At 70.7% G+C, this 22,526-nt stretch carries 18 protein-coding genes; 8 read left to right on the top strand and 10 right to left on the bottom strand.

Annotation, left to right across the window (positions count from 1 at the left end; genetic code table 11):
- Positions 1-66 precede the first annotated feature (66 nt).
- Positions 67-2,562, bottom strand: a complete 2,496-nt coding sequence (locus QRO03_RS02025; protein WP_285135851.1) for a glycogen/starch/alpha-glucan phosphorylase — start codon at positions 2,560-2,562, stop codon at positions 67-69.
- 186 nt (positions 2,563-2,748) lie between these two features.
- Between QRO03_RS02025 and QRO03_RS02020 the strand changes: the two genes are divergently transcribed.
- Positions 2,749-3,558, top strand: coding sequence for a DUF1206 domain-containing protein (locus QRO03_RS02020; protein ID WP_285135850.1), 810 nt, complete (start codon positions 2,749-2,751; stop codon positions 3,556-3,558).
- 81 nt (positions 3,559-3,639) lie between these two features.
- On the opposite strand, the gene QRO03_RS02015 is transcribed toward QRO03_RS02020, so the two are convergent.
- The 4 genes from QRO03_RS02015 to QRO03_RS02000 form a co-directional block, all read right to left on the bottom strand.
- Positions 3,640-4,461, bottom strand: coding sequence for an aldo/keto reductase (locus tag QRO03_RS02015; RefSeq protein ID WP_285135849.1), 822 nt, complete (start codon positions 4,459-4,461; stop codon positions 3,640-3,642).
- 128 nt (positions 4,462-4,589) lie between these two features.
- Positions 4,590-6,386: a proline--tRNA ligase gene (locus tag QRO03_RS02010; RefSeq protein WP_285135848.1), complete on the bottom strand. Its 1,797-nt coding sequence runs from the start codon at positions 6,384-6,386 to the stop codon at positions 4,590-4,592.
- 75 nt (positions 6,387-6,461) lie between these two features.
- Positions 6,462-7,643 carry a hypothetical protein gene (locus QRO03_RS02005; protein ID WP_285135847.1) on the bottom strand — a complete coding sequence of 394 codons (1,182 nt, stop codon included), beginning with the start codon at positions 7,641-7,643 and terminating at the stop codon, positions 6,462-6,464.
- Positions 7,640-8,170, bottom strand: coding sequence for an RNA polymerase sigma factor (locus QRO03_RS02000; RefSeq protein WP_285135846.1), 531 nt, complete (start codon positions 8,168-8,170; stop codon positions 7,640-7,642). Before QRO03_RS02000 ends, QRO03_RS02005 begins: the two co-directional genes overlap by 4 nt.
- 170 nt (positions 8,171-8,340) lie before the next feature.
- Between QRO03_RS02000 and pcp the strand changes: the two genes are divergently transcribed.
- Complete coding sequence (gene pcp / locus QRO03_RS01995) at positions 8,341-8,973, top strand: pyroglutamyl-peptidase I (RefSeq protein WP_285135845.1); 633 nt, start codon at positions 8,341-8,343, stop codon at positions 8,971-8,973.
- A 159-nt stretch (positions 8,974-9,132) separates the two neighbouring features.
- Here pcp and QRO03_RS01990 read toward each other — a convergent pair whose 3' ends face one another.
- Positions 9,133-10,317, bottom strand: coding sequence for a benzoate/H(+) symporter BenE family transporter (locus QRO03_RS01990; RefSeq protein WP_285135844.1), 1,185 nt, complete (start codon positions 10,315-10,317; stop codon positions 9,133-9,135).
- Between the two features lie 78 nt (positions 10,318-10,395).
- Entirely contained in the window at positions 10,396-11,547 is a 1,152-nt protein-coding gene (ispG, locus tag QRO03_RS01985; protein WP_285135843.1) for a flavodoxin-dependent (E)-4-hydroxy-3-methylbut-2-enyl-diphosphate synthase, read from the bottom strand.
- A 208-nt stretch (positions 11,548-11,755) separates the two neighbouring features.
- Here ispG and QRO03_RS01980 point away from each other — a divergent pair, with 208 nt between their 5' ends.
- Complete coding sequence (locus tag QRO03_RS01980) at positions 11,756-13,708, top strand: anthranilate synthase family protein (RefSeq protein ID WP_285135842.1); 1,953 nt, start codon at positions 11,756-11,758, stop codon at positions 13,706-13,708.
- A gap of 176 nt (positions 13,709-13,884) precedes the next feature.
- Here the strand turns inward: QRO03_RS01980 and QRO03_RS01975 are convergent, their stop codons facing one another.
- Positions 13,885-15,198: a M50 family metallopeptidase gene (locus QRO03_RS01975; RefSeq protein WP_285135841.1), complete on the bottom strand. Its 1,314-nt coding sequence runs from the start codon at positions 15,196-15,198 to the stop codon at positions 13,885-13,887.
- A gap of 87 nt (positions 15,199-15,285) precedes the next feature.
- Here QRO03_RS01975 and QRO03_RS01970 point away from each other — a divergent pair, with 87 nt between their 5' ends.
- Positions 15,286-16,944 carry a Mur ligase family protein gene (locus tag QRO03_RS01970; RefSeq protein WP_285135840.1) on the top strand — a complete coding sequence of 553 codons (1,659 nt, stop codon included), beginning with the start codon at positions 15,286-15,288 and terminating at the stop codon, positions 16,942-16,944.
- Positions 16,945-17,125: 181 nt separating this feature from the next.
- Here QRO03_RS01970 and dxr read toward each other — a convergent pair whose 3' ends face one another.
- Complete coding sequence (dxr, locus tag QRO03_RS01965; protein WP_285135839.1) at positions 17,126-18,208, bottom strand: 1-deoxy-D-xylulose-5-phosphate reductoisomerase; 1,083 nt, start codon at positions 18,206-18,208, stop codon at positions 17,126-17,128.
- Between the two features lie 9 nt (positions 18,209-18,217).
- Positions 18,218-19,186: an FKBP-type peptidyl-prolyl cis-trans isomerase gene (locus QRO03_RS01960; RefSeq protein WP_285135838.1), complete on the bottom strand. Its 969-nt coding sequence runs from the start codon at positions 19,184-19,186 to the stop codon at positions 18,218-18,220.
- Between the two features lie 111 nt (positions 19,187-19,297).
- Between QRO03_RS01960 and QRO03_RS01955 the strand changes: the two genes are divergently transcribed.
- The 4 genes from QRO03_RS01955 to dhaM all read left to right on the top strand — a co-directional run bounded on the left by QRO03_RS01955 (position 19,298) and on the right by dhaM (position 22,514).
- On the top strand, positions 19,298-20,047 hold the full coding sequence (locus tag QRO03_RS01955; RefSeq protein ID WP_502882993.1) for a lysophospholipid acyltransferase family protein: 750 nt from the start codon (positions 19,298-19,300) through the stop codon (positions 20,045-20,047).
- 93 nt (positions 20,048-20,140) lie between these two features.
- A complete protein-coding gene (gene dhaK, locus QRO03_RS01950; protein WP_285135837.1) occupies positions 20,141-21,136 on the top strand; it encodes a dihydroxyacetone kinase subunit DhaK in 996 nt (331 codons plus the stop codon).
- The gene (gene dhaL, locus QRO03_RS01945) at positions 21,133-21,771 is read left to right on the top strand and encodes a dihydroxyacetone kinase subunit DhaL (RefSeq protein ID WP_285135836.1); all 639 of its coding nucleotides are present in this window, start codon (positions 21,133-21,135) and stop codon (positions 21,769-21,771) included. Before dhaK ends, dhaL begins: the two co-directional genes overlap by 4 nt.
- Positions 21,768-22,514, top strand: coding sequence for a dihydroxyacetone kinase phosphoryl donor subunit DhaM (dhaM, locus tag QRO03_RS01940; protein ID WP_285135835.1), 747 nt, complete (start codon positions 21,768-21,770; stop codon positions 22,512-22,514). The genes dhaL and dhaM overlap by 4 nt, the downstream gene beginning before the upstream one ends.
- The last annotated feature ends 12 nt before the right edge of the window (positions 22,515-22,526 follow it).

Here is a 22,526-nt window from a genome sequence, read left to right as displayed (position 1 = left end):
CTGACCCGGAACGACGGATGCCGCGACCTCGGGCGAGCGCCCGGGCCGCGGCATCCGGAGTCCGCGTCAGCTGATGGGTGTGGCGTGCCAGATGCGATCGAGGTAATCGCGCATGGCGCGATCGGACGAGAAATAGCCGCTCCGCGCCACGTTGAGGATGGCCGAGCGCACCCAGGCATCCTGGTCGGCGTAGGCGGCGTCGACACGGTCCTGCGCGTCGAGGTACGACCGGAAGTCGGCGAGCGCCATGAAGCGGTCGTCGTAGAGCAGGTTCGACACGAGAGGCTCGAAGATCGATCGGTCGCCGTCGGAGAACGCCCCGGATGCGATGAGGTCGATCGCGCGGCGCAGTTCGTCGTCTTCCTGGTAGAAGTCGGCGGGGCGGTAGCCCTCGGCCCACAGCGCCTCGACCTCGGGCTCGCTCATGCCGAACAGGAAGAAGTTGTCGTCGCCGACGAGCTTGCGGATCTCGACGTTCGCGCCGTCGTCGGTGCCGATGGTGAGGGCGCCGTTCAGCGCGAGCTTCATGTTGCCCGTGCCCGACGCCTCTTTGCCGGCGAGCGAGATCTGCTCCGACAGGTCGGCGGCCGGGATGATGCGCTCGGCGAGGGTGACGTTGTAGTTGGCGGGATAGAGCACCTTGAGCTTGCCCTTGACGCGCTCGTCGGCGCTCACGACCTCGCCGACGGCGTTGATCAGGTGGATGATGCGCTTGGCCATGCCGTAACCGGGGGCGGCCTTGGCGCCGAAGAGGAAGGTGCGCGGCTGCACGGCATCCACGTCGAGACGGCCCGACACGATGCCCTCGTAGGTGCTGACGATGTGCAGCACCTTCAACGTCTGCCGCTTGTACTCGTGAAGGCGCTTGATCATCACGTCGAGCATGTGGCCGTCATCGAGCGGCGCTTCGCCCCGTGCCTCCAGCACGCGGCTCAGGCGCCGCTTGTTCGAGGCCTTCACCGCGGCGAACCGCTCGCGGAAGTCGGTGTCGTCGGCGAGTGCCTCCAGGCCCCGGAGACGCTCGAGGTCGACGGTCCAGCCCGCGCCGAGCGCCTCGGTGATGAGATCGGACAGCTCGGGGTTGGCCAGCCGCAGGAACCGACGCGGTGTGACGCCGTTGGTGACGTTGGTGAACTTGTCGGGCCACATCTCGGCGAAGTCCTTGAGCACGTTGTCGCGCAGCAGCTGCGAGTGGAGCTCGGCGACGCCGTTGACCTTGGAGCCGGCGACCGTGGCGAGATAGGCCATCCGCACGGAGCGGGAGGGGTGCTCGCCGATGATCGACATGTTGCGGATGAGCATCTCGTCGTCGCCGAAACGCTCGCGGACCTCGAGGAGGAACTCGTCGTTGATGCGGTAGATGATCTCGAGGTGCCGCGGCAGCAGCCGCCCGAGCAGGTCGACCGACCAGACCTCGAGCGCCTCCGGCAGCAGCGTGTGGCAGGTGTACGCGAAGCACTTCTGGGTGATGGCCCACGCGGCATCCCACTCGAGCTTCTTCTCGTCGATCAGCACGCGCATGAGCTCGGGGACGCCGATGACGGGGTGCGTGTCGTTCAACTGGAAGATGACGCGCTCGGGGAGCTTGTCGATGTCGAAGTCCTCGGGCAGCACGTTGCCGATGAAGTCGGCGATGGAGGCGGCGACGAAGAAGTACTGCTGCTGCAGACGCAGCTCTTTGCCCTGGGGCGTGGAGTCCTCGGGGTAGAGCACCTTGGAGATGTTCTCGGCGAAGGTCTGCGCGCGCACCGACTCGACGTAGTCGCCGGAGTTGAAGGTGTGCAGGTCGAAGGCGTTGGTGGCCACCGCACGCCACAGGCGCAGGGTGTTGACGCGGCCGTTGTGGTAGCCGGGCACCATCATGTTGTACGGCACCGCGAGGACGTTCCACTCGGGGACCCAGCGGGTGCGCTCGACGCCGTCGTCGTCGTACGTCTCGGTCGTACCGGCGAACGAGACGGTCTGCGCGGCCTCGGGGTGGGCGAAGTCCCACGGTGAACCCATGCGCAGCCAGGCGTCGGGCTGCTCGATCTGCTGACCGTCGGCGAACGCCTGGCGGAAGATGCCGTACTCGTAGCGGATTCCGTAGCCGATCGTCGGGACGCTCATCGTCGCGAGCGAGTCGATGAAGCACGCGGCGAGGCGGCCGAGACCGCCGTTGCCGAGACCGGGCTCGATCTCGACCTGGCGCAGGTCGTCGATGTCGATGCCGCACTGCGCCAGCGCCTCGGTGGCGATGTCGGTCAGACGCGAGGCGAGGAGGTTGTTGTCGAGCTGTCGACCCAGCAGGTACTCGGCCGAGAGGTAGCAGACGGTCTTGTTCTGCTGGGCCTTCTGCTGCGCGCGATCGTCGAACCACCGCGCCATGAGGTAGTCGCGCACCGTGTAGGCCAGTGCGAGGTACTGGTCGTTGACGTCGGAGTTCGACAGCGTGACGCCCTGATCGAAGTTCAGGTTCTGGAGGAACTGTTTCGCGAAGCCGTCGACGGATGCCGCGGGGGCGACGACGGGCGCAATGGCCAGCGGGTGGGTGGGACGCAGCTCAGAGGTGTTCTCGGGCACCTTCCGACCGTAATGAGTCGCACGCCGTGGCGCCAAGGCGGAACGGGAACGACACATGATCTTCACCCGTTCGCCGTAATCCTTGAAGGAACCCCACAGGCGGCCCCACCATGCCGGCCGCGGGGGGTTTCGCCGCGCGTGCGCAAGCGAGTGGTGCTCGGAAGGAAGAGGCAATACGGTTCCGGGATGCCCTCCTCCGCTCGCTCCGTCGCGCGCGACGCCGAGGCCAACCCCGCCTTCCGCGTCGCCGCCCGCGCGGGCTACGTCGCCAACGGCATCCTGCATCTGCTCGTCGGCGGGCTCGTGCTCGCCGTGGGCTTCGGGGCCGCCGAGGACACCGATCAGACCGGGGCGTTCCGCGCGGTGGCGGCGCTCCCGCTGGGGGCGCTCGCGCTGGGGGCGCTAGCGGTCGGCCTCGTGGCCCTGGGGTGCTGGCATCTGCTGCAGGCCGTCGCCCCGCGCGGGCTGTCGGGGTGGAAGCGCGTGGCGCGCATCGCCGCAGAAGCACCCCAGGGCATCGTCTTCGTCGTGATCGGGGTGATCTCGGCATCCGTCGCCCTCGGTGCCCGCCCCCACGCAGAGCAGGCCGCCGAGGACGCCAGCGGAGTCGTGCTCACCCTCCCCATCGGCGGTTTCGTGCTGGGTGTCGTGGGGCTGGCCGTGGCGGGCGTGGGGATCGGGTTCGGGTGGATGGGCTTGCGGCGCTCGTTCCGCGGCAAGGTACGACTGCCCGACGGCGCGGGGGGACACGTGCTCAGCGCACTGGGCGTAGTGGGATTCCTCGCGAAGGGCGTGGCGCTCGTCATCGTGGGGGTGCTACTCGTCATCGCCGCCGTGCGGATCGAGCCCGACACGGCGGGCGGTCTCGACGGGGCGGTGTCCGCGCTGGTCGCGCTGCCCACGGGCCCGTTCCTCGCGACGCTCGTGGGGCTCGGGTTCCTCTCTTACGGCGTGTTCACGATCTTCCGTGCGCGCTATGCGCGGCTGGACGCGTAGCGACCGGATGCCGTCTCGTCCACGCCGCGTCGCCCGGTCTCCCACGCGGACGGGCGCGCGGCCGTCACGCGGGACGCGGACTCAGTCGAGGGCGGGGTCGCGCCCGGTGCGCTCGCCCGTGTCGAGACCGGCGATGGCGGCGTGGTCGTCGGCGTCGAGCGTGAAGTCGAACACGTCGCCGTTCTCGCGGATGCGTTCGAGCGACACGGACTTGGGGAACACGACGAGCCCCCGGTCGAGATGCCAGCGCACCACGACCTGCGCGGGGGTCTTGCCGTAACGCTCGGCGATCCGCACGAGCACGGGCTCGTCGAGCAATCCGCCGCGCGCCAGCGGCGCCCATGACTCGGTGACGATGCCGTTCGCCGCGTCCCAGTCGACGAGACCGTTCTGGGGGAAGCGCGGATGCAGTTCGACCTGGTTCACCGCGGGGAGCACCCCGGTTTCGTCGTGGAGGCGCTCGAGGTGCGCGATCGCGAAATTGCTGACGCCGATCGAGGTGGCCCGCCCTTCCTGCTGCAACCGCAGCAGCGCGCGCCACGTGTCGACGTAGCGATCAGCGCTGGGGATGGGCCAGTGGATGAGGTAGAGGTCGACACGGTCGAGGCCCAGACGTGCGCTGCTCGCATCGAACGCGCGGAGCGTCGCGTCGAAGCCCTGGTCGTCGTTCCACACCTTGGTGGTGACGAAGACCTCGTCACGGTCGAGGCCCGAGGCGCGCAGTCCCTGCCCGACCTCGGCCTCGTTCCCGTACAGGGCGGCGGTGTCGACGTGGCGGTAGCCCGCGGCCAGGGCACCCTCGACGAGATCGGCGGTGACGTCGGCGGGCACCTTGTAGGTGCCGATGCCGATCTGCGGGATCGTGGAGCCGTCGGACAGCGACAGGCGGGGAGCGGCGATCATGGCATCCACGCTACCGATGTGCCACCGGGGCCGACGCCTCTTGACCGCGAAACGGCATCCCGTCGACGGGTCGGTCGCAGCCTGCAACCGTTCCGTCGGCGAGATGCCGTCTCGCAGCGAGAAGAGGGTCAGCGCGTGAGCGCCGTCACCGCGTCGGCGACCGCGACGGTCTCGCGCTCGCCCGTGCGGCGATCCCAGAGCTCGACCTGGCCCTCGGCCGCGCCGCGACCGACGATGAGGATCCGCGGGATGCCGACGAGCTCGGCGTCGCCGAACTTCACACCGGGTGAAACCTTGGGGCGGTCGTCGTAGAGCACGTCGAGGCCGGCGGCCTCCAGCTGATCCGAGACGGATGCCGCGAGCTCGAATGCGACGGCGTCACGGCCCGTGGCGACGACGTGCACGTCGAACGGGGCGACCGACTCGGGCCAGATGAGGCCCTTCGCGTCGTTGTTGAGCTCGGCGATGATCGCGAGGATGCGGGTGACGCCGATGCCGTACGAGCCCATCGTGACGGTGGCGAGCTTGCCGTTCTCGTCGAGCACCTTCAATCCCAGCGCCTCGGCGTACTTGCGGCCCAGCTGGAAGACGTGACCGATCTCCATCCCACGCGCCAGCTCCACCGGACCCGAGCCGTCGGGCGCCGGGTCGCCGGGTCGCACCGTGGCGACCTCGACGAAGCCGTCGCCCACGAAGTCGCGGCCCGCGACGAGCGAGTGCACGTGCTTCTGATCGATGTTCGCGCCGGTGATCCACGCGGTTCCATCGACGACGCGGGGGTCGAGCACGTAACGGATGTTCGTGGCCGACTCCTCGCCCAGCACGGGGCCGGTCGGCGACCAGGGACCGATGTACCCCTTGACCAGCAGCGGGTTCTTGGCGAAGTCGGCCTCGGTCGCGGCCTCGACCTCGGCGGGCGCGAAGGCGACCTCGACGCGCTTGTCGTCGACGTCGCGATCGCCCGGAAGGCCCACGACGACGAGCTCGCGCGTGCCGTCGAGGTGGGTCAGGGCGAGCACGACGTTCTTCAACGTGTGAGCCGCCGTCCACGCGGTCGCCTCGGCGGTCGCGGGTCCGGCGACGCCGGGCGCCGGAGCGTCGAGGTGGGCGTTCGAGTGGTCGACGAGGGTCGCGATGGTCGGGGTGTTCGGCGAGTCGAAGATCTCGGCATCCCGCTGCCCCTCGATGGGCAGCGCCTCGGGCGCGACGGTCGTGAACGCCTCGACGTTGGCCGCGTATCCGCCGGACGAGCGCACGAACGTGTCTTCGCCGATGGGGGTCGGGTGCAGGAACTCCTCCGACTTCGACCCGCCCATCGCCCCCGCGTCGGCGGCGACGATCACGTACTCGAGGCCGAGGCGCGTGAAGATGCGCTCATAGGCGTCGCGCTGGGCCTGGTAGGAGGCGTCGAGTCCGGCGTCCGTGGCGTCGAACGAGTAGGCGTCCTTCATCGTGAACTCGCGGCCGCGCAGGAGTCCGGCGCGCGGACGCGCCTCGTCGCGGTACTTGTCCTGGATCTGGTACAGCGTCAGCGGGAGGTCCTTGTACGACGAGTACAGGTCCTTCACCAGGAGGGTGAACATCTCCTCGTGCGTCGGCGCGAGCAGGTAGTCGGCGCCCTTGCGGTCCTGCAGACGGAACAGGGCATCGCCGTACTCCTCCCAGCGGCCCGTGACCTCGTACGGTTCACGGGGAAGCAGCGCCGGGAAGTGCACCTCGAACGCGCCCGCGTTCGCCATCTCCTCGCGGACGACGGCCTCGATCTTCGCCTTGACCTTCAGGCCCAGCGGCAGCCACGCGAAGATGCCCGGGGCGTTGCGGCGGATGTAACCGGCGCGCACGAGCAGGCGGTGGCTCGTTACCTCGGCATCCGAGGGATCTTCGCGGAGCGTGCGGAGGAAGTAGTTCGACAGACGGGTGACCACGAGAGTCGAGTCTACGGCCGGTCGGGTGGGGGTTTCGGATGCCCCAGCCCGAGACGAGCAATCGCGCGGCGCAGCTCACCCGCGCCCATCGACGAGGTCGATTACGGTCGCCGCAATTAACTCGGCATCCGTCACAGCCGGTTGCGACGTCATCCGATGGATGACAACGCTGTTCTGCCCGACGGTCGCCATGAGGTCCATGTCGTACACGTGGTCGTACGCAGTCTGCGTCCACGCCCTGTCGGCGCCCCCCACTTCCGTCGTGAAGGTGAAGGGGACGTCGAGGACCGACTGCGGCGGATCCGCGACTCCGGGCGTCAGTCTGATAGTTATCGCCGACCGGCTCTCCTGGTCGGCGGCGCCGAACGCGCACGTCGTCACTCCCGCCGAGCTGGCGACCACCTGCTGTGCCAGGCCGCCGTCGAGGGGCGCTGAGCCCTCGCGCAGATCCCCCGTCAATCTCTCGCCGGTCACGTCCTCGAGCGCCCGCCGGAGGGCATCGCAATCGGGCAGTGCCCACGACGACGGATCCGATCCGGTCCCCACGGGCACAGGTGCCGTATGCGGCTTGTTCGACACCGTCGAGATGATTGCATCGATGCGAACGGAGGCGTCGGTTTCCTCGCCCTCCGTCAGTCCCCCCGGCACGTCCGACGGCAGGACGGGCATCTGCACTCCGATCCACAGATCGCCGACCGCTCGTCCCTTCACGCACGCGAACCCCGAGCAATCGATCTGCCCGAGTGATGCGGCGAACTCGCGATCTATCGCCCCCTCCGCAGCGACGACCACCGAGACAGCTGAGGTCGGTGTCATCCAAGAGCAGGAGATCCCCCCGATCGACGCCAGCGATCCTTGGAAGCTCATTGCGAGCCGCTGATCGGGGAGGAAGGACGAACTGCCCCCGCCCGTCAAGCTCGACACTTCGTCGAGCGACAGCATCCGAGCGCAATCCCCGCCGAAGGCGATCACGGGTCGAACGGTGTCGGGCAATACGGTCGGACTCGCCGTCGGTGCAGCCGTCGGCGCCGGCGCCACGGACACCGTCGCGCTCGGAGACGGCGTCGTCGCGATAGGCGGGGCGCTGAGTGTCGACGTCGCAGCCACTCCCCCGGCGATCGCGACCACGAGCACCGCGGCGATGGATCCCGCGATCACCGCGTTGCGATGCGCACCGACGGGCTTGATCCCGCGCGCACCACCCAGGATCTGAGCGCGCAGAGCCGAACGCTCGGAGGGCGTCAGTTCATCGTTCATGCCCGAACCCCTTCCAGCGCGAGTTCATCGCGCAGTTTCGCTTTGGCGCGGGCCAACCGCGACTTCACCGTCCCGGCAGGAACACCCAGGGCCTGCGCCACCTCGCGCTCGGCATACCCCTCCAACACCGACAGCACCACGACCGCCTGCTCCCGCTCCGGCAGACGCTTCAACGCCGACAGCACCCCACTGTCGTCATGCCCCGCCGACGACGCCGCCTCGACCACCGGCGCACGATCGAGCAGCGCCCGATACCGCCGACTCGAACGCTCCAGATTCCGCGCGCAATGCGCCACCGTCGTCAACAACCACGGCAACGGCGACCCCTCCACCAGACGCACCGTGACGCGCTTGCGCCACAACTCGAAGAACGCCACCGTCACGGCATCCTTCGCATCCTCCCGGTGCGTCAGCAACCGCGACGCATGCCGGAACAGCCGCGCCTCATGCCGATCGAACAGCGCGGCGAGCGCAAGCTCGTCGCCTTGGCGCACCCGGGTCCACAGCCCGGCGTCGTCGTCATCCACACTCAGTAGTGTCCGCGAAACCCGCACCGGTTCCCCCACCCGATAACGAAACGACAACAGCGCACGCAAAATTGACGGGAAGACTCACCGCGGCGCACCGGCGCCCTCGTGTCGCCGAATGCTCCGCCGCAGATCGGGCCGACCGCCGGGTCACGACATAGCCTGGAGTGATGACCACGATCCTGCTCACCGGTTTCGAGCCGTTCGCGGGCGACGCCACGAACCCGTCGGGCGACTCGGTGAACACGGTCGCCGCAGGCTGGCGTGGGCCGGAGCGACTGGTCGTCGAGGTGCTGCCGGTCGCTTTCGACGCGGCGGCGGCGCGCCTGCGCGCGCTCATCGCCGTCCACCGCCCCGACGTCATCGTCGCAACGGGGCTCGCGGGTGGCCGCAGCCAGATCACCCCCGAACGGGTGGCCATCAACCTCGCCGATGCGCGGATCCCCGACAACGACGGCGCGCAGCCCGTCGACCTGCCCGTGGTTCTCGGCGGCCCTGCGGCGTACTTCGCGACGATCCCCGTCAAGGCCGTCGCGGCCGCGGTGGCCGACGCAGGGATCCCGTCCGCGGTCTCGTATTCCGCCGGGACGTTCGTCTGCAATGAGGTCATGTTCACCGCCCTGGATGCCGCCTCCCCGGGCGTGCGGGCCGGCTTCGTGCACGTGCCGTACGCGCGTGAGGACGCCCCCGCCGGCGCACCCTCGCTCCCCCTCGCCGACATCGCGCGGGCGCTCGAGATCGTGGTGCGCACCTGCGTCGCGGTGGTCGAGGATCTCTCGACCCCGGCGGGCTCCCTGCACTGAGGTTGGTAGGACCCCGCACCCGCGTTCCCGCACCGCCCCGCACAGAGAACGGCCCGGACTTGCCCAGCGGGCTTCCCGGGGGCCACCGACACGCGCGACGCGGCGTGTTCACCCGTACGCACCGCCGCGGTCACCCGGCGCGAGAACGACGCGGCCGTCTCAGCCCGCGCGCTTCCCCGCATGCAGCACGACGCGCACGAGGAGCCCCGCCACGAGCGCCCAGAACGCCGCGCTCACGCCGAACACCGCGATTCCGGATGCCGCGACGAGGAACGTCACGACCGCCGGCACGCGCTCGCCCGGGTCGTCGATCGCCTGCTGCACCGCGGAGCCGAACGCGCCGAACAGCGCGACGCCCGCGACGGCGGGGATGACGCCGGCGGGCGCGACGAGCACGATCGCGGCGAACGCCGCCGACAGCGCACCGAGGACGAGGTAGGTTCCCCCGGCCGACACCCCCGCGACCCACCGACGCTTCGGATCGGGGTGGGAGTCGGGTCCCGCGGCGATCGCCGCGCTGATGGCTCCGAGGTTCATGGCGTGCCAGCCGAATCCGGCCGCGGCGGCGCTGCCGAGTCCGGTGACGAGCATGGCCGGACGCCACGGGATGGTGAAGCCGAGGCTGCGCATGACGGCGACGCCGGGCACGTTCTGCGACGCCATCGTGACGATGAAGAGCGGGAGGGCGATGCCGATGACAGAGCCCACGGTGAGGGTCGGAGCGGTGAACTCCAGCCCCGGCACGAGGGTTGCGGCATCCATCCGCGTGCCGGTGCGCGCGAGTTCGACCGCCACCACGACGATCGCCGCGACGAAGGCGAGCGGAACCGCCCAGCGCGGAAGGAACCGGGATGCCACCAGCCACACGATCAGCACGGGCGCGACGCCCCAGGGATCGTCGACCACGCCGACGAAAGGCGCCACGCACAGCGGGAGCAGCACGCCAGCGAGCATCGCCTGGGCGATGGAGGGCGGGATGCGGGCGATGAGGGCCCCGAGAGGGGGGAAGAGCGCCGTGCACAGGATGAGCGCGGCCGATACGAGGAATCCGCCCACGACCGCCGGCCAGCCTCCGTCGACCGAGCCCGTCGCCGCCAGCAACGCCACGCCCGGCGTCGACCAGGCGACGGTGATCGGGATGCGATAGCGCCCGGCGAGCAGGATGCAGCCGATCCCGACGACGAGCGTGATGGCCAGCAGGCCGCTCGCCGCCTGCTCGGGGGTGGCGCCCACGGCCCGCAGCCCGGTCAGCACGACCGCGAAGGTGCTGGTGAAGCCGACGAGGGCGGTGACGACCCCGGCGATGAGCGGACGGGCGAGGCTGGCGGAAGGAGTCTCTGACATGAGACTTCCGACGCTATCGGAACAAAAGCCGAGTGCTCATGGTCCAATTGCTTTCGCGCGGACCAGGAGATGTCTCGGTCAGGCCGTGACCACCTGCGCGGTGCCGGGGGTGGCGTCGGGGCCCATCTCATCGGCGAGGCGGTTGGCCTCTTCGATGAGCGTCTGCACGATCTCGGCCTCGGGCACGGTCTTGACGACCTGACCCTTGACGAAGATCTGGCCCTTGCCGTTTCCGGATGCCACGCCCAGGTCGGCGTCGCGCGCTTCTCCGGGACCGTTGACGACGCAGCCCATGACGGCCACGCGCAGGGGCACGGTCAGGTCTTTCAGACCCTCGGTGACGTCGTCGGCCAGGGTGTAGACGTCGACCTGCGCCCGGCCGCACGAGGGGCACGAGACGATCTCGAGCTTGCGCTCGCGCAGGTTGAGCGACTGCAGGATCTGGTGACCGACCTTGACCTCCTCGGCGGGCGGGGCCGACAGCGAGACGCGGATGGTGTCGCCGATGCCCTCCGACAGCAGGATGCCGAACGCGGTGGCGCTCTTGATCGTGCCCTGGAAGGCAGGTCCCGCCTCGGTCACGCCGAGGTGCAGGGGCCAGTCGCCCCGCTCGGCGAGCAGGCGGTAGGCCTTCACCATGACGATGGGGTCGTTGTGCTTCACCGAGATCTTGAAGTCGTGGAAGTCGTGCTCCTCGAACAGCGAGGCCTCCCACACGGCGCTCTCGACGAGCGCCTCAGGCGTGGCCTTGCCGTACTTCTCGAGCAGGCGGCGGTCGAGCGAGCCGGCGTTCACGCCGATGCGCAGGGACACGCCGGCAGCCTTCGCGGCCGCGGCGATCGCGCCGACCTGATCGTCGAATTTGCGGATGTTGCCGGGGTTCACGCGCACCGCTCCGCAGCCGGCGTCGATAGCCTGGAAGACGTACTTCGGCTGGAAGTGGATGTCGGCAATGACCGGGATCTGGCTCTTCTTCGCGATGATGTGCAGCACATCCGCGTCGTCCTGAGACGGCACGGCCACGCGCACGATCTCGCAACCGGATGCCGTGAGCTCGGCGATCTGCTGCAGCGTCGCGTTGATGTTGGTGGTCGGGGTCGTGCACATGGACTGCACGCTGACCGGCGCGTTACCGCCGACGAGCACCTTGCCGACCTTGATCTGACGAGTCTTCCGACGAGGCGCGAGGACCTCCGGCACGCGGGGCATCCCGATGTTCACTGCAGGCACGCCGTTCAGCCTACGCCTCAGGCCCCGGACGGGGGCTGAAGACGCCCTGTGGTAGGTTCGGCGCCATGCGCGCGTACACACCCTGGTGGCCCACCGTCTAGGCGGTGCGCACGCATGCAACAGACCGCCCTCCCCCTGGGGAACCCGGGCGGTCTTCGTGTTTTCGGCGGCCGCTTTGGACCCTCCTCCACAGATGGAAAGACTCTCGATGACCGGGCCCGACCCCTCCTCCCTGCTCCGCGACCTCGCCGGCGGCACCGCCCCCTTCGCCCTGATCGCCCGTGACGGCGCGACCGTCGAGGTGCTCACCGGTGACGTCGTCGACGTCGAGCTGCTCGCCGACATCCCCTTGACGGATGCCGAGGGCATCGCGCGCGAGATCCTCGCCCTCGTGCCGTACCGCCAGGTGCGCGAGCGCGGCTTCGTCTGCCACGACGACGCCGCCCCCCTGCGCTGCCTCGTCATCGACGAGCGGGTCGCCGTCCCGCGTGCCGAGGCCATGGCATCCCTCCCCTCCTCCCCCGTGCCCCTCGCGGACGCCGGTTTCGACATCGCCGACGAGGAGTACGCCGACATCGTCCGTCGCGTCATCGCCGAGGAGATCGGTCGGGGCGAGGGCGCCAACTTCGTCATCCGTCGCGATTTCGTCGCCGGGGTCGACGCCGACCCGCGCCTCGCCGCGTTGACGTGGTTCCGCGCGCTGCTCCAGCACGAGAAGGGCGCGTACTGGACCTTCGCCGTCGTCACCGACGGGCACATCGCGGTCGGTGCGAGCCCGGAGGCGCATGTCAGCGCCAAGGACGGCATCGTCACGATGAACCCCATCTCGGGCACCTTCCGTCACCCCGCGGGCGGCGCGACGGCCGACACGCTGGCGGAGTTCCTGCGCTCGACGAAAGAGACCGAGGAGCTCTTCATGGTCGTCGACGAGGAGCTGAAGATGATGAGCGCCGTCTGCAGCGACGGCGGGCGCATCACCGGTCCCCACCTCAAAGAGATGTCGCGCCTCACGCACACCGAGTACATGCTGCGCGGACGCAGCGACCTGGACCCGCGCGACATCCTGCGCGAGACGATGTTCGCGCCCACCGTCACCGGCTCCCCCATGCAGAACGCGTGCACGGTCATCGCCCGCCACGAATCCGCGCCGCGCGGCTACTACTCCGGCGTCGCCGCGCTGTTCACCCCGAACGGGGCGACCGAGGGCCCCACGCACGACCTCGACGCACCGATCCTCATCCGCACCGCGTATCTCGTCGACGGACGCCTGCGCGTGCCGGTCGGCGCGACGCTCGTTCGACACTCCGACCCCTACGGCGAGGTCGGCGAGACCCACGGCAAGGCCGCAGGAGTGCTCGGCGCGATCGGGGCGATCCCCCGCGACAGCGCGCCGGTCGCGCCCGCCCCGGCTGCACCCGCCGACGCCGACCCCGACGCGCCCGTGGCGCCCCGCCGTCCGCTGGGCGAGGATCCCGCGATCGCCGAGCTGCTGGCTTCGCGGAACGACCGACTCGCACCGTTCTGGATGAACCCGCAGGACCCCGACGGATCCGGACCCTTCGCCGGCCGCACGGCGCTCGTGGTGGACGCCGAGGACCGTTTCACCACGATGCTCGCGCATCAGCTGCGCCACCTCGGCTTGGACACCCGCATCGTGCACTGGTCGGAGGTGACGGATGCCGAGATCGACGCCGCCGACCTCGTCGTCTCAGGGCCGGGTCCCGGCGACCCGCGCGATGCGACCCCGCGCATGCAGGCCATGCAGCACGTCGTCGGACGCCGGACCGCTCGTCGCGATCCCCTGCTCGCGGTGTGCCTGAGTCACCAGATCCTGGCCGATTCGCTCGGCATCGAACTCATGCCGCTCGACCGCCCCCACCAGGGACTGCAGAAGAGCGTCGACCTGTTCGGCGAGGACGCCTCGATCGGGTTCTACAACACCTTCACCGCTCGGGTTCACCCCGGCGACCGCCGCGGCATGACGTACGGCGGAGGCGACGTCGTGACTCACCTCGACATCGACGTCGCGGCCGACCCCGTGACCGGCGACGTCTACGCCCTGCGCGGGCCGGGCTTCGCCAGCGTGCAGGGGCACCTCGAGTCGATCCTGTCGCGCGACGGTATGCGCACCCTGGAGCGGCTGATCGCCCACGTGCTGTGACGCCCGGACCCTTCGACACGCTCAGGACCTGTCGATCCCCAGTGGCTGAGCCTGTCGAAGCCCCCGCACCCGACCCCGACGCCGGTATCTCAGCGACGGTGGCTGAGCCTGTCGAAGCCCCCGCCCCCGGCAGCGCTCACGCACCCTTCGCCGGGGCCTGGGGACCCCCGGCGCGACTAGAGCAGCTGCACCGGGTTGAAGACGTCGGCGAGGAACAGCACGCCGCCCATGCCGATGAGCAGCACGACGACGACGAAGGTCACGGGCACGAGCTTGGTGGCATCCACCGGACGCGCGACCTTCCCGCGCAGACGCGCGATCCAGCGCTTCAGGCCGTCCCACAGGGCGACCACGACGTGTCCGCCGTCCAGCGGGAGCAACGGGATGAGGTTGAAGACGAAGAGCGCGATGTTCAGCGCGGCCAGCAGCCCGATGATCGACTGCACGCGCGCGAGGATCGGCGCGTCGACAGCGGCGTATTCGCCCGCGAGGCGGCCGGCGCCCACGACACTGAGCGGTCCGTTGGGGTCGCGTGGCTGACCGGTGACGAGATCGGCGGCGGTGTCGTAGATGCGCACCGGGAGCTGCGTCATGATCTGCGCGACGGCACCCACCTGCTGGATCGTCGCCTCGGGACCCACCCAGATCGGCTGGGGCACGAGAGCCTGCTGAGCGCGGAGCCCCGCGAAGCCGACGCTCTCGTACTCGATCGCTCCGGCGGCATCCCGTACCGGCTGCCCCTGCGCGTCGGTGACGGCGCGGTCGGTGCGCTCGGGCGTGACGGTGACGGTCTGCGTGGCTCCGTCGCGCTCGATCACGACCGGCAGCGCCTGACCGGGGGCGTCCTGGATGATGGCGGCCGCCTCGGCGAAGGTCGACACCGCGCGACCGTCCACCGATACGACGACGTCGCCCGGTTGGATACCGGCGTCCGCGGCGGGCGCGACCGGGTCGGCCGAGGTGCAGTCGGTACGGTCCTCGCTGGCGGGGATGACGCACTGCGACACCGACGCGACGGTCGTGGTGCTGGTCGCGATGCCGATGCCGCTGACGGCGACGGCCGAGAGGACGAGGGCGAGCAGCAGGTTCATGACCGGGCCACCGAGCATGACGACGACGCGTTTCCACACCGGCAGCTTGTAGAAGACGCGATCATCGCCGACCAGGGTTTCGGCGTTGGCGTCGCGGGCGTCCTGCACCATCGTGGCGAAGAAACGCGAGCGCCGTCTCGTCGGTTCCTCCCCCTCGGGGGCGGGCGGGTACATGCCCGCCATCGAGATGAAACCACCGAGCGGCAGGAGTTTGAATCCGTACTCGGTCTCGCCCACGCGCTTGGACCACAGGGTGGGGCCGAACCCGATCATGTACTGGCCGACGCGCACGCCGAAGAGCTTCGCGGGCAGCAGATGCCCGACCTCGTGCAAGGCGATCGAGACGGCCAAGCCGATCACGAGCACGAGCACGCCGATGAGGAAGGCGATCGCGGTCACCCGGCGACGATACCGCCGCTCGGCTTTGAACCGCCCGTGCGACTGCGATGCGGTGTCTGTGCGGCGCCGGATGAGACAATGGACGGGATGCCGACCGACGCGCCCTCGAACCTCCCGCCCGTGCTCCGGCCGGAGCGACCGCCCCACCGCGACCTCGCGGAACTCGCCCGACGCTTCGGCGTACGCACCGTCGGTGACGTGGAGGGGACGACCCTGACCGGCATCACCCTCGCCACCGCCGATCTCCGCGCGGGCGAGGCCTTCGTCGCCATCCGCGGCGTCAACCGGCACGGGGCCGATTTCGCCGCGACCGCCGCCGAACGCGGTGCGGTCGCCGTCATCACCGACGCCGACGGGGCCGACATCGCGGCATCCACCGGTCTTCCGATCGTGGTCGTCGACGACCCCCGGGCGCTGCTGGGCGACCTGTCGGCGTGGGTGTACGGCACCGGCGCCGGCGACGACCTGCCGCAGCTGCTCGCCACGACCGGCACCAACGGCAAGACGAGCGTGTCGCACCTGCTCGAGGGGATCCTCGGCCAGCTCGGCGTCGTGACAGGCCTGTCGTCGACGGCCGAGCGCCACATCGCCGGCGAGGTCATCGTCTCGCGTCTGACCACGCCCGAGGCATCCGAGTTCCACGCCCTCCTCGCCCTCATGCGCGAGCGCGGCGTCGAGGCCGTCGCCGTCGAGGTGAGCGCCCAGGCCCTCACCCGCCACCGCGTCGACGGGCTCGTGTTCGACGTCGCGGGATTCACCAACCTGACCCACGACCACCTCGACGATTACGCCGACATGGGCGAGTACTTCGAGGCGAAACTCCCGCTGTTCCGTCCGGATCGATCGCGCCGGGGCGTGGTCTGCCTCGACTCCTCGGCGGGCGCTGAGATCGCCGCCCGCGCCGAGATCCCCGTCGTCACGATCGTCACCCCGGCGATCGCCGAGGACCCGGCGGTCGACGCGGACTGGACGGTCGACATCGTCGACGAGCGCCAGGAGGGCACCGAGTTCACCCTCCGCTCGCGCGACGGCCGGAGCCTGACCACCGTGGTGCCCGTCATCGGCCGGCACATGGCCGCCAACGCGGGTCTCGCGATCGTCATGCTGCTCGAGACCGGATACGCCTGGGAGCGTCTCGTGCAGACGCTCGACGGTGGTCGCATCGACGCCTCGCTGCCCGGACGCACGCAGCTCGTGTCGGGTGCAGACGGGCCGGCGGTCTACGTCGACTTCGGCCACTCCCCCGACGCGTTCGAGAAGACGCTGGCCGCCGTCCGCCGGGTGACCCCCGGCTCGGTGGTGATGGTCTTCGGCGCCGACGGCGATCGCGACGCCACCAAGCGCCTCGACATGGGCCGGACCGCCGTTCGCGGCAGCGACATCCTCATCGTCACCGACCACCACCCGCGGCACGAGAATCCGGATGCCATCCGTTCGGTGCTCGTCGAGGGGGCACGTCGGGCCCGCCCCGACGCCGAGATCCTCGAGTTCACCCCGCCGGAGCGCGCGATCCTGGAGGCCGTGAAGCTCGTCGGCCCGGGCGACGCGATCCTCTGGGCAGGTCCAGGCCATCAGGACTACCGCGACATCCGCGGCGTGCGCACTCCGTACTCGGCACGGGAGCTCTCGCGTCGTGCCCTCCGCGCCGCCGGCTGGCCCGTACTCGACCCGCAGTGGCCGGTGCCCTACCCGGCCGACAGCACCCCGTCGTCCGACCCCGAGCGCCCGGTCGACTTCCCCGCCTGAGGAGAGCGCAGCGCGGGGCCCGGTCGCGAGGGGGCTGAGCCTGTCGAAGCCATCGGGATCACCGCACGCCCGATCCCTTCGACAGGCTCAGGGACCTCCCACGGACGCGAGGGGGACCGCACGCCCGGCTCAGGGACCTCCCGCAGACGCGAGGGGGCTGAGCCTGTCGAAGCCACCCGGGTCAGCGCGCGCTGATGATCTCGTCGGCCGTGCGGCGCGCCCATGCCTCGGCCTCGGCGAGGGACTCGCGCGTGAGCGCCGCCGGGGCCTCGTGCCGGTCGACGACCCGCTCGATGAGCTCGACGATGTCGAGGAAGCCGAGGCGTCCCTCGTGGAATGCATCGACGGCCTGCTCGTTCGCGGCGTTGAACACCGCGGGGAAGGTCGCTCCCGCGCGGCCGACGCGCTTCGCGAGCGCGACAGACCCGAAGGCCTCCTCGTCGAGCGGTTCGAACGTCCACTGCGAGGCCCGCGTCCAGTCGAGCGGGGCGCCGACGCCCCCGATGCGGTGCGGCCAGTCGAGGCCGAGCGAGATGGGCAGGCGCATGTCGGGCGGCGAAGCCTGCGCGATGGTCGACCCGTCGACGAACTCGACCATCGAGTGCACGATCGACTGCGGGTGCACCGTGACGTCGATGCGGTCGTAGGCGACGTCGAACAGCAGGTGCGCCTCGATCACCTCGAGGCCCTTGTTCACCAGGGTCGCCGAGTTGGTCGTGACGACGCGACCCATGTCCCACGTCGGGTGTGCGAGCGCCTGCACGGGGGTGACGTCGAGGAGCTGGTCTCGCGAACGACCGCGGAAGGGGCCACCGGATGCCGTCAGCACCAGCCGGCGCACCTCGTGCTGCTCCCCCGCGCGCAGCGCTTGCGCGATGGCGGAGTGCTCGGAATCGACGGGCACGATCTGGCCGGGAGCGGCGAGCGCGGTGACGAGGTCGCCGCCGACGATCAGCGACTCCTTGTTGGCCAGGGCGAGCGTGCGCCCCTCCTCGAGCGCGGCGATCGTGGGACCGAGCCCCACGGAACCGGTGATGCCGTTGAGCACCACGTCCGCCTCGACCTCGCGCACCAGCTGCTCCGCCTCGACGGCGCCGAGCGCGAGGTGCTCGACGCCGAACGCCGCGGCCTGGGCCTCGACGCCGGCGCGGTCGCGACCGGCGGCCAACCCGACCACGTCGAAGCGGTCGGGGTTGGCACGGATGACGTCGAGCGCCTGCGTCCCGATCGAACCGGTGGAACCGAGGATGAGGACGCGGCGCATGCCGTCAGCCTACTGAGCGCCCTCGGGGGCGTGCTGCACGCCGAGGATGTCGACGACGAAGACGAGGGCCGAGTTCGCCGGGATCGATCCCGACGCCTGGTCGCCGTAGCCGTCGACGGCGGGGATCACCGCGACGACCTGCGAACCGACCGTCTGCCCCTCGAGGGCTTTCTTGAACCCGGGCACGACGCCCGTCGTCGCGAACTGCGCCGGCGCGCCACGGTCCCAGCTGGAGTCGAACACGGTGCCGCCGTCGTAGAGGACGCCGGTGTACTGCACGATGACCGTGTCGCCCGGGTTGACCACGTCGCCGGTGCCCTTCCGCAGGTTCTCGATGCGCGTCTCGGCGGGGGCGGGCGTGCCGGGGACGGTGATGGTGGGCGCGCCGTCGTCGGCGAGGGTCACGGTCGGCATGCCCTCGACGGGGGCGACCTCGGCGCCTTCGGCGCGCGTGGGCAGTTCCGCGATGGCGTCGGCGATGAGCACGAACGCGGGCGAGCCTTCACCGAGGGCTCCCGCCGGGAAGGACGACACCGTGCGCGAGCCGATGGTCGCGCATTGGAGCGAGGCGCCGAAGATCTGCTGCGACGAGATGAGCGTGTCCATACCGTCGGGCGACGACTCGATCGACTGCAGCTGGACGGCGCCGCTCGCCGCGTCGACCAGGGTGAAGTTGGCCTTGAGCACGTCTCCGGCCTGCACCTGCTCGCCGGAGCCCTCGATCAGGGTGGTGCGCTGCAGCTCGGACGGGGCGTAGGCGTCGGGGAGGGTCACTTCGACCTTCGACTGGAAGTCGCCCGCGACGGTGAGTCCCTCGGGCGCGGGGGCCTCGGTGAGGGGAGCCTGGCACTGCCCGGCGTCGGCCGTCCCGTTCGTGGCATCCGGGGTCTGCGCCTGGTCGGGTGAACCGGCGCACCCCGCCAGCAGCAGCGCCGCGACGGCGGCGACGGACAGGGAAGCGAACGGGCGGAAGCGCACGGGAGACCTCTCGAAGGGAGCGGGGAAGTCTCCATCTTTGCGTATTCCGCTTGGTCGCGGCTGGGAGTCCTCATGCGCGCGCGGGTATGCGGCGGCGAGTAATCTCGTCGGGTGAGTTCCGACCTGCCCGCCGAACCCCCCGCAGCCCGGCCGCAGCAGATGGGCGCCACCTACCTTCTCGGACGTTCCCTCATCGCGCCCCTGGCCCGTGCCGTCTACCGGCCCCGTGTGGAGGGCCGCGAGAACGTCCCGCGCACGGGTCCCGTCATCTTCGCGAGCAATCACCTGTCGTTCATCGATTCGATCGCGATCCCGGTGGCCGCCCCCCGGCCGGTGCACTTCATGGCGAAGGCGGCGTACTTCGAGAAGTGGGCGTCGAGGCAGTTCTTCTCCGCGATCGGCGCGATCGGTGTCGAACGCGGAGCGGGTCAGAAAGCCCTCGAGGCGCTCGACCAGCAGCGTGCCCTGCTCGAGGACGGGCGCGCGGTGGCGCTCTACCCCGAGGGCACGCGCTCGCTCGACGGTCGGCTCTACAAGGGCCGCACCGGCGTCGCCTTCCTGGCGCTGCAGACCGGCGCGCCGGTCGTCCCCGTGGGTCTGATCGGGACGGATGCGGTCATGCCCGTCGGTGCGAAGTTCCCGAGCACGAAGCCGCGCATCACGGTGCGCTTCGGCACGCCGCTCGATCTTTCCCCTCATGGCCCCGCGTCGTCGGGTCGCGCCCGTCGCGGCGCGACCGATGAGATCATGGCCGCGATCCACGCCCTCAGCGAGCAGGAATTGGCGGGCGCCTACAACGAGGCCCCCGCTCAGAATCCGATCGAGCGCATCAAGCAGGTCCTTCCGCACGAACGCCTCTGACCGGGCGCCGCGCACCCTTGACGCGACGCCGGCCGACGAGCATCGTCGGGTGTGCGACGGCTCGCTCCGTCGACGCCACGACGAGGAGGCACCGTGAAGAAGTTCGTGAACGACCCGGGCAACGTACTGGCCGAAGCCCTGCGGGGAATCGAAGCCGCCTATCCCCAGCTGAGGGTGGATGCCGAGAACCGCGTCATCTCGCGCGCGGAGCCGACGCGCGCGGGGAAGGTCGCGCTGGTGTCGGGCGGAGGCTCGGGACACGAGCCGCTGCACGGCGGGTTCGTGGGACGGGGCATGCTCGACGCCGCCGCCGCTGGTGAGGTGTTCACGTCTCCCACGCCCGACCAGGTGCTCGCGGCGACGCAGGCGGTCGATTCCGGAGCCGGCGTGCTGCACATCGTGAAGAACTACACCGGCGACGTGCTCAACTTCGAGATGGCCGCCGAGCTCGCCGCCGCCGAAGGCGTGCAGGTCGAGTCGGTCGTGGTCGCCGACGACGTCGCCGTCACGGACTCCACCTGGACCGCCGGACGCCGCGGCACCGGCACCACGGTCATCCTGGAGAAGATCGTCGGCGCGCTGGCGGAGGAGGGGGCCGATCTCGCCGCCGTCGCCGAGCTCGCGCGCCGCGTGTCGGCCGCGGGCCGGTCGATGGGCGTCGCTCTGACCAGCTGCACCGTCCCCGCCGCGGGCCGCCCCACCTTCGAGCTCCCCGACGACGAGATGGAGGTCGGGGTCGGCATCCACGGTGAACCCGGTCGCTCGCGGGTGAAGCTGGCATCCGCTCATGAGATCGCGAAGCTGATGGTCGACCCGATCGTGCACGACTTCGGCGAGCCGGTGGGCCGGGCGATCGTGCTGCTGTCGGGCCTGGGCGGAACGCCGCTGATCGAGCAGTACCTGCTGTACGGCGAGATCGCCCCGCTGCTGGCGGAGGCCGGCGTCGAGGTGGAGCGGGTGCTCGTCGGCGACTACATCACGAGCCTCGACATGGCCGGCGCCTCGCTCACGGTCGTCAAGGCCGATGACGAGATGGTGCGGCTGTGGGACGCGCCCGTCGTCACCCCGGGCCTCCGGTGGGGCGCATGAGCGGCGCCGTCTCGACCGACGACCTCGTCGCGTGGGTGCGCGCGTTCCGTGACGCCGTCCAGCAGCACAAAGACGAGTTGACCCGCCTGGACTCCGAGATCGGCGACGCCGACCACGGCTCCAACATGGCGCGCGGCCTCGACGCGGTGGTGGCCAAGCTCGACGAGACGCCGGCGAGCGCCTCCGAGTTGTTCAAGACCGTGGGCATGACCCTGGTCTCGTCGGTCGGCGGCGCGAGCGGCCCGCTGTACGGGACGCTGTTCCTGCGCATGGGCCCAGCCCTGTCGTCGGACGACGTGGATGCCGCCTCGCTCGGCGCGGCCCTCCGCGCCGGGGTGGAGGGGGTCGTCGCGCGCGGAAAGGCCGAGCTCGGCGACAAGACGATGATCGACGCCCTCTCCCCGGCCCTGGATGCGTGGGATGCCGCGGCGGGCGGCGGTGCCACTCCGGCCGAGGCCGCCCGTGCGGCCGCGGAGGCCGCCGCGCGGGGTCGCGACGCGACCGAACCGCTGGTCGCCCGTAAGGGGCGCGCGAGCTACCTGGGCGAGCGCAGCGCCGGGCACCTCGACCCCGGGGCGACCTCGGCGACCCTGCTCCTCGAGGCCCTGCGCGACACGCTGGCGGGCACCGCGTGATCGGGATCGTGGCCGTCTCGCACAGCCGCGCGCTGGCCGAGGCGGCCGTCGAGCTCGCCCTGCAGATGGGCGGGGCCGAGCCGCCGGTGGTGCGGGTGGCGGCGGGGGGACCCGACGGCGATCTCGGGACGGATGCCGTCGCCATCGCCGCGGCCGTCGACGAGGCCGACACGGGCGACGGCGTGCTCGTGCTCATGGACCTGGGCTCGGCGATCCTCAGCGCCGAGACCGCGCTCGAGTTCGTGGGCGCCCCCGATCGCGTGCGATTGAGTCCGGCGCCGTTCGTGGAGGGACTCGTCGCCGCGGTGGTCACGGCCGCGGGCGGGGCGGATCTGGCTGCGGTGGCGGCGGAGGTCTCCGGTGCGGGCGAGGCGAAGCACCGTCACCTCGGCGGAGCGGCCGACGCGCCCGAGGCTGCGCGCGACGCGGACGACGGTGCTGCGGCATCCGGAGCCGCGTCACCGGACGCGGAGTCGTTCGAGGCGATCGTGACGAACCCGTCGGGCCTGCACGCACGGCCCGCCGCGACCTTCGTCAAAGCGGCGTCGCGGTACGACGCCGACGTCCGCATCGTCGATCTCGACGCGGGCGGCGAAGAGGTCTCGGCGCGCAGCCTGCTCGCCCTCATGGCCCTGGGGGTGCGACAGGGATCACGCGTGCGCGTCACCGCGACGGGGCCGCAGGCCCACCCCGCGCTCGTCGAGCTGCGCGCGCTCATCGACGACGGTTTCGGCGAGCGCTGACCCGCGGGGCCG

Source organism: Microbacterium sp. lyk4-40-TSB-66 (assembly GCF_030209475.1).
Classification (GTDB): domain Bacteria; phylum Actinomycetota; class Actinomycetes; order Actinomycetales; family Microbacteriaceae; genus Microbacterium.
This window is presented reverse-complemented; position numbering and strand designations above follow the sequence as displayed.

Bases quoted from the DNA above. Each gene is read 5' to 3' on its own strand.
- QRO03_RS02020 (WP_285135850.1), top strand. From the start codon at position 2,749: ATGCCCTCCTCCGCTCGCTCCGTCGCGCGCGACGCCGAGGCCAACCCC.
- QRO03_RS02015 (WP_285135849.1), bottom strand. From the start codon at position 4,461: ATGATCGCCGCTCCCCGCCTGTCGCTGTCCGACGGCTCCACGATCCCG.
- QRO03_RS02005 (WP_285135847.1), bottom strand. From the start codon at position 7,643: ATGAACGATGAACTGACGCCCTCCGAGCGTTCGGCTCTGCGCGCTCAG.
- pcp (WP_285135845.1), top strand. From the start codon at position 8,341: ATGACCACGATCCTGCTCACCGGTTTCGAGCCGTTCGCGGGCGACGCC.
- QRO03_RS01990 (WP_285135844.1), bottom strand. From the start codon at position 10,317: ATGTCAGAGACTCCTTCCGCCAGCCTCGCCCGTCCGCTCATCGCCGGG.
- QRO03_RS01980 (WP_285135842.1), top strand. From the start codon at position 11,756: ATGACCGGGCCCGACCCCTCCTCCCTGCTCCGCGACCTCGCCGGCGGC.
- QRO03_RS01970 (WP_285135840.1), top strand. From the start codon at position 15,286: ATGCCGACCGACGCGCCCTCGAACCTCCCGCCCGTGCTCCGGCCGGAG.
- dxr (WP_285135839.1), bottom strand. From the start codon at position 18,208: ATGCGCCGCGTCCTCATCCTCGGTTCCACCGGTTCGATCGGGACGCAG.
- dhaL (WP_285135836.1), top strand. From the start codon at position 21,133: ATGAGCGGCGCCGTCTCGACCGACGACCTCGTCGCGTGGGTGCGCGCG.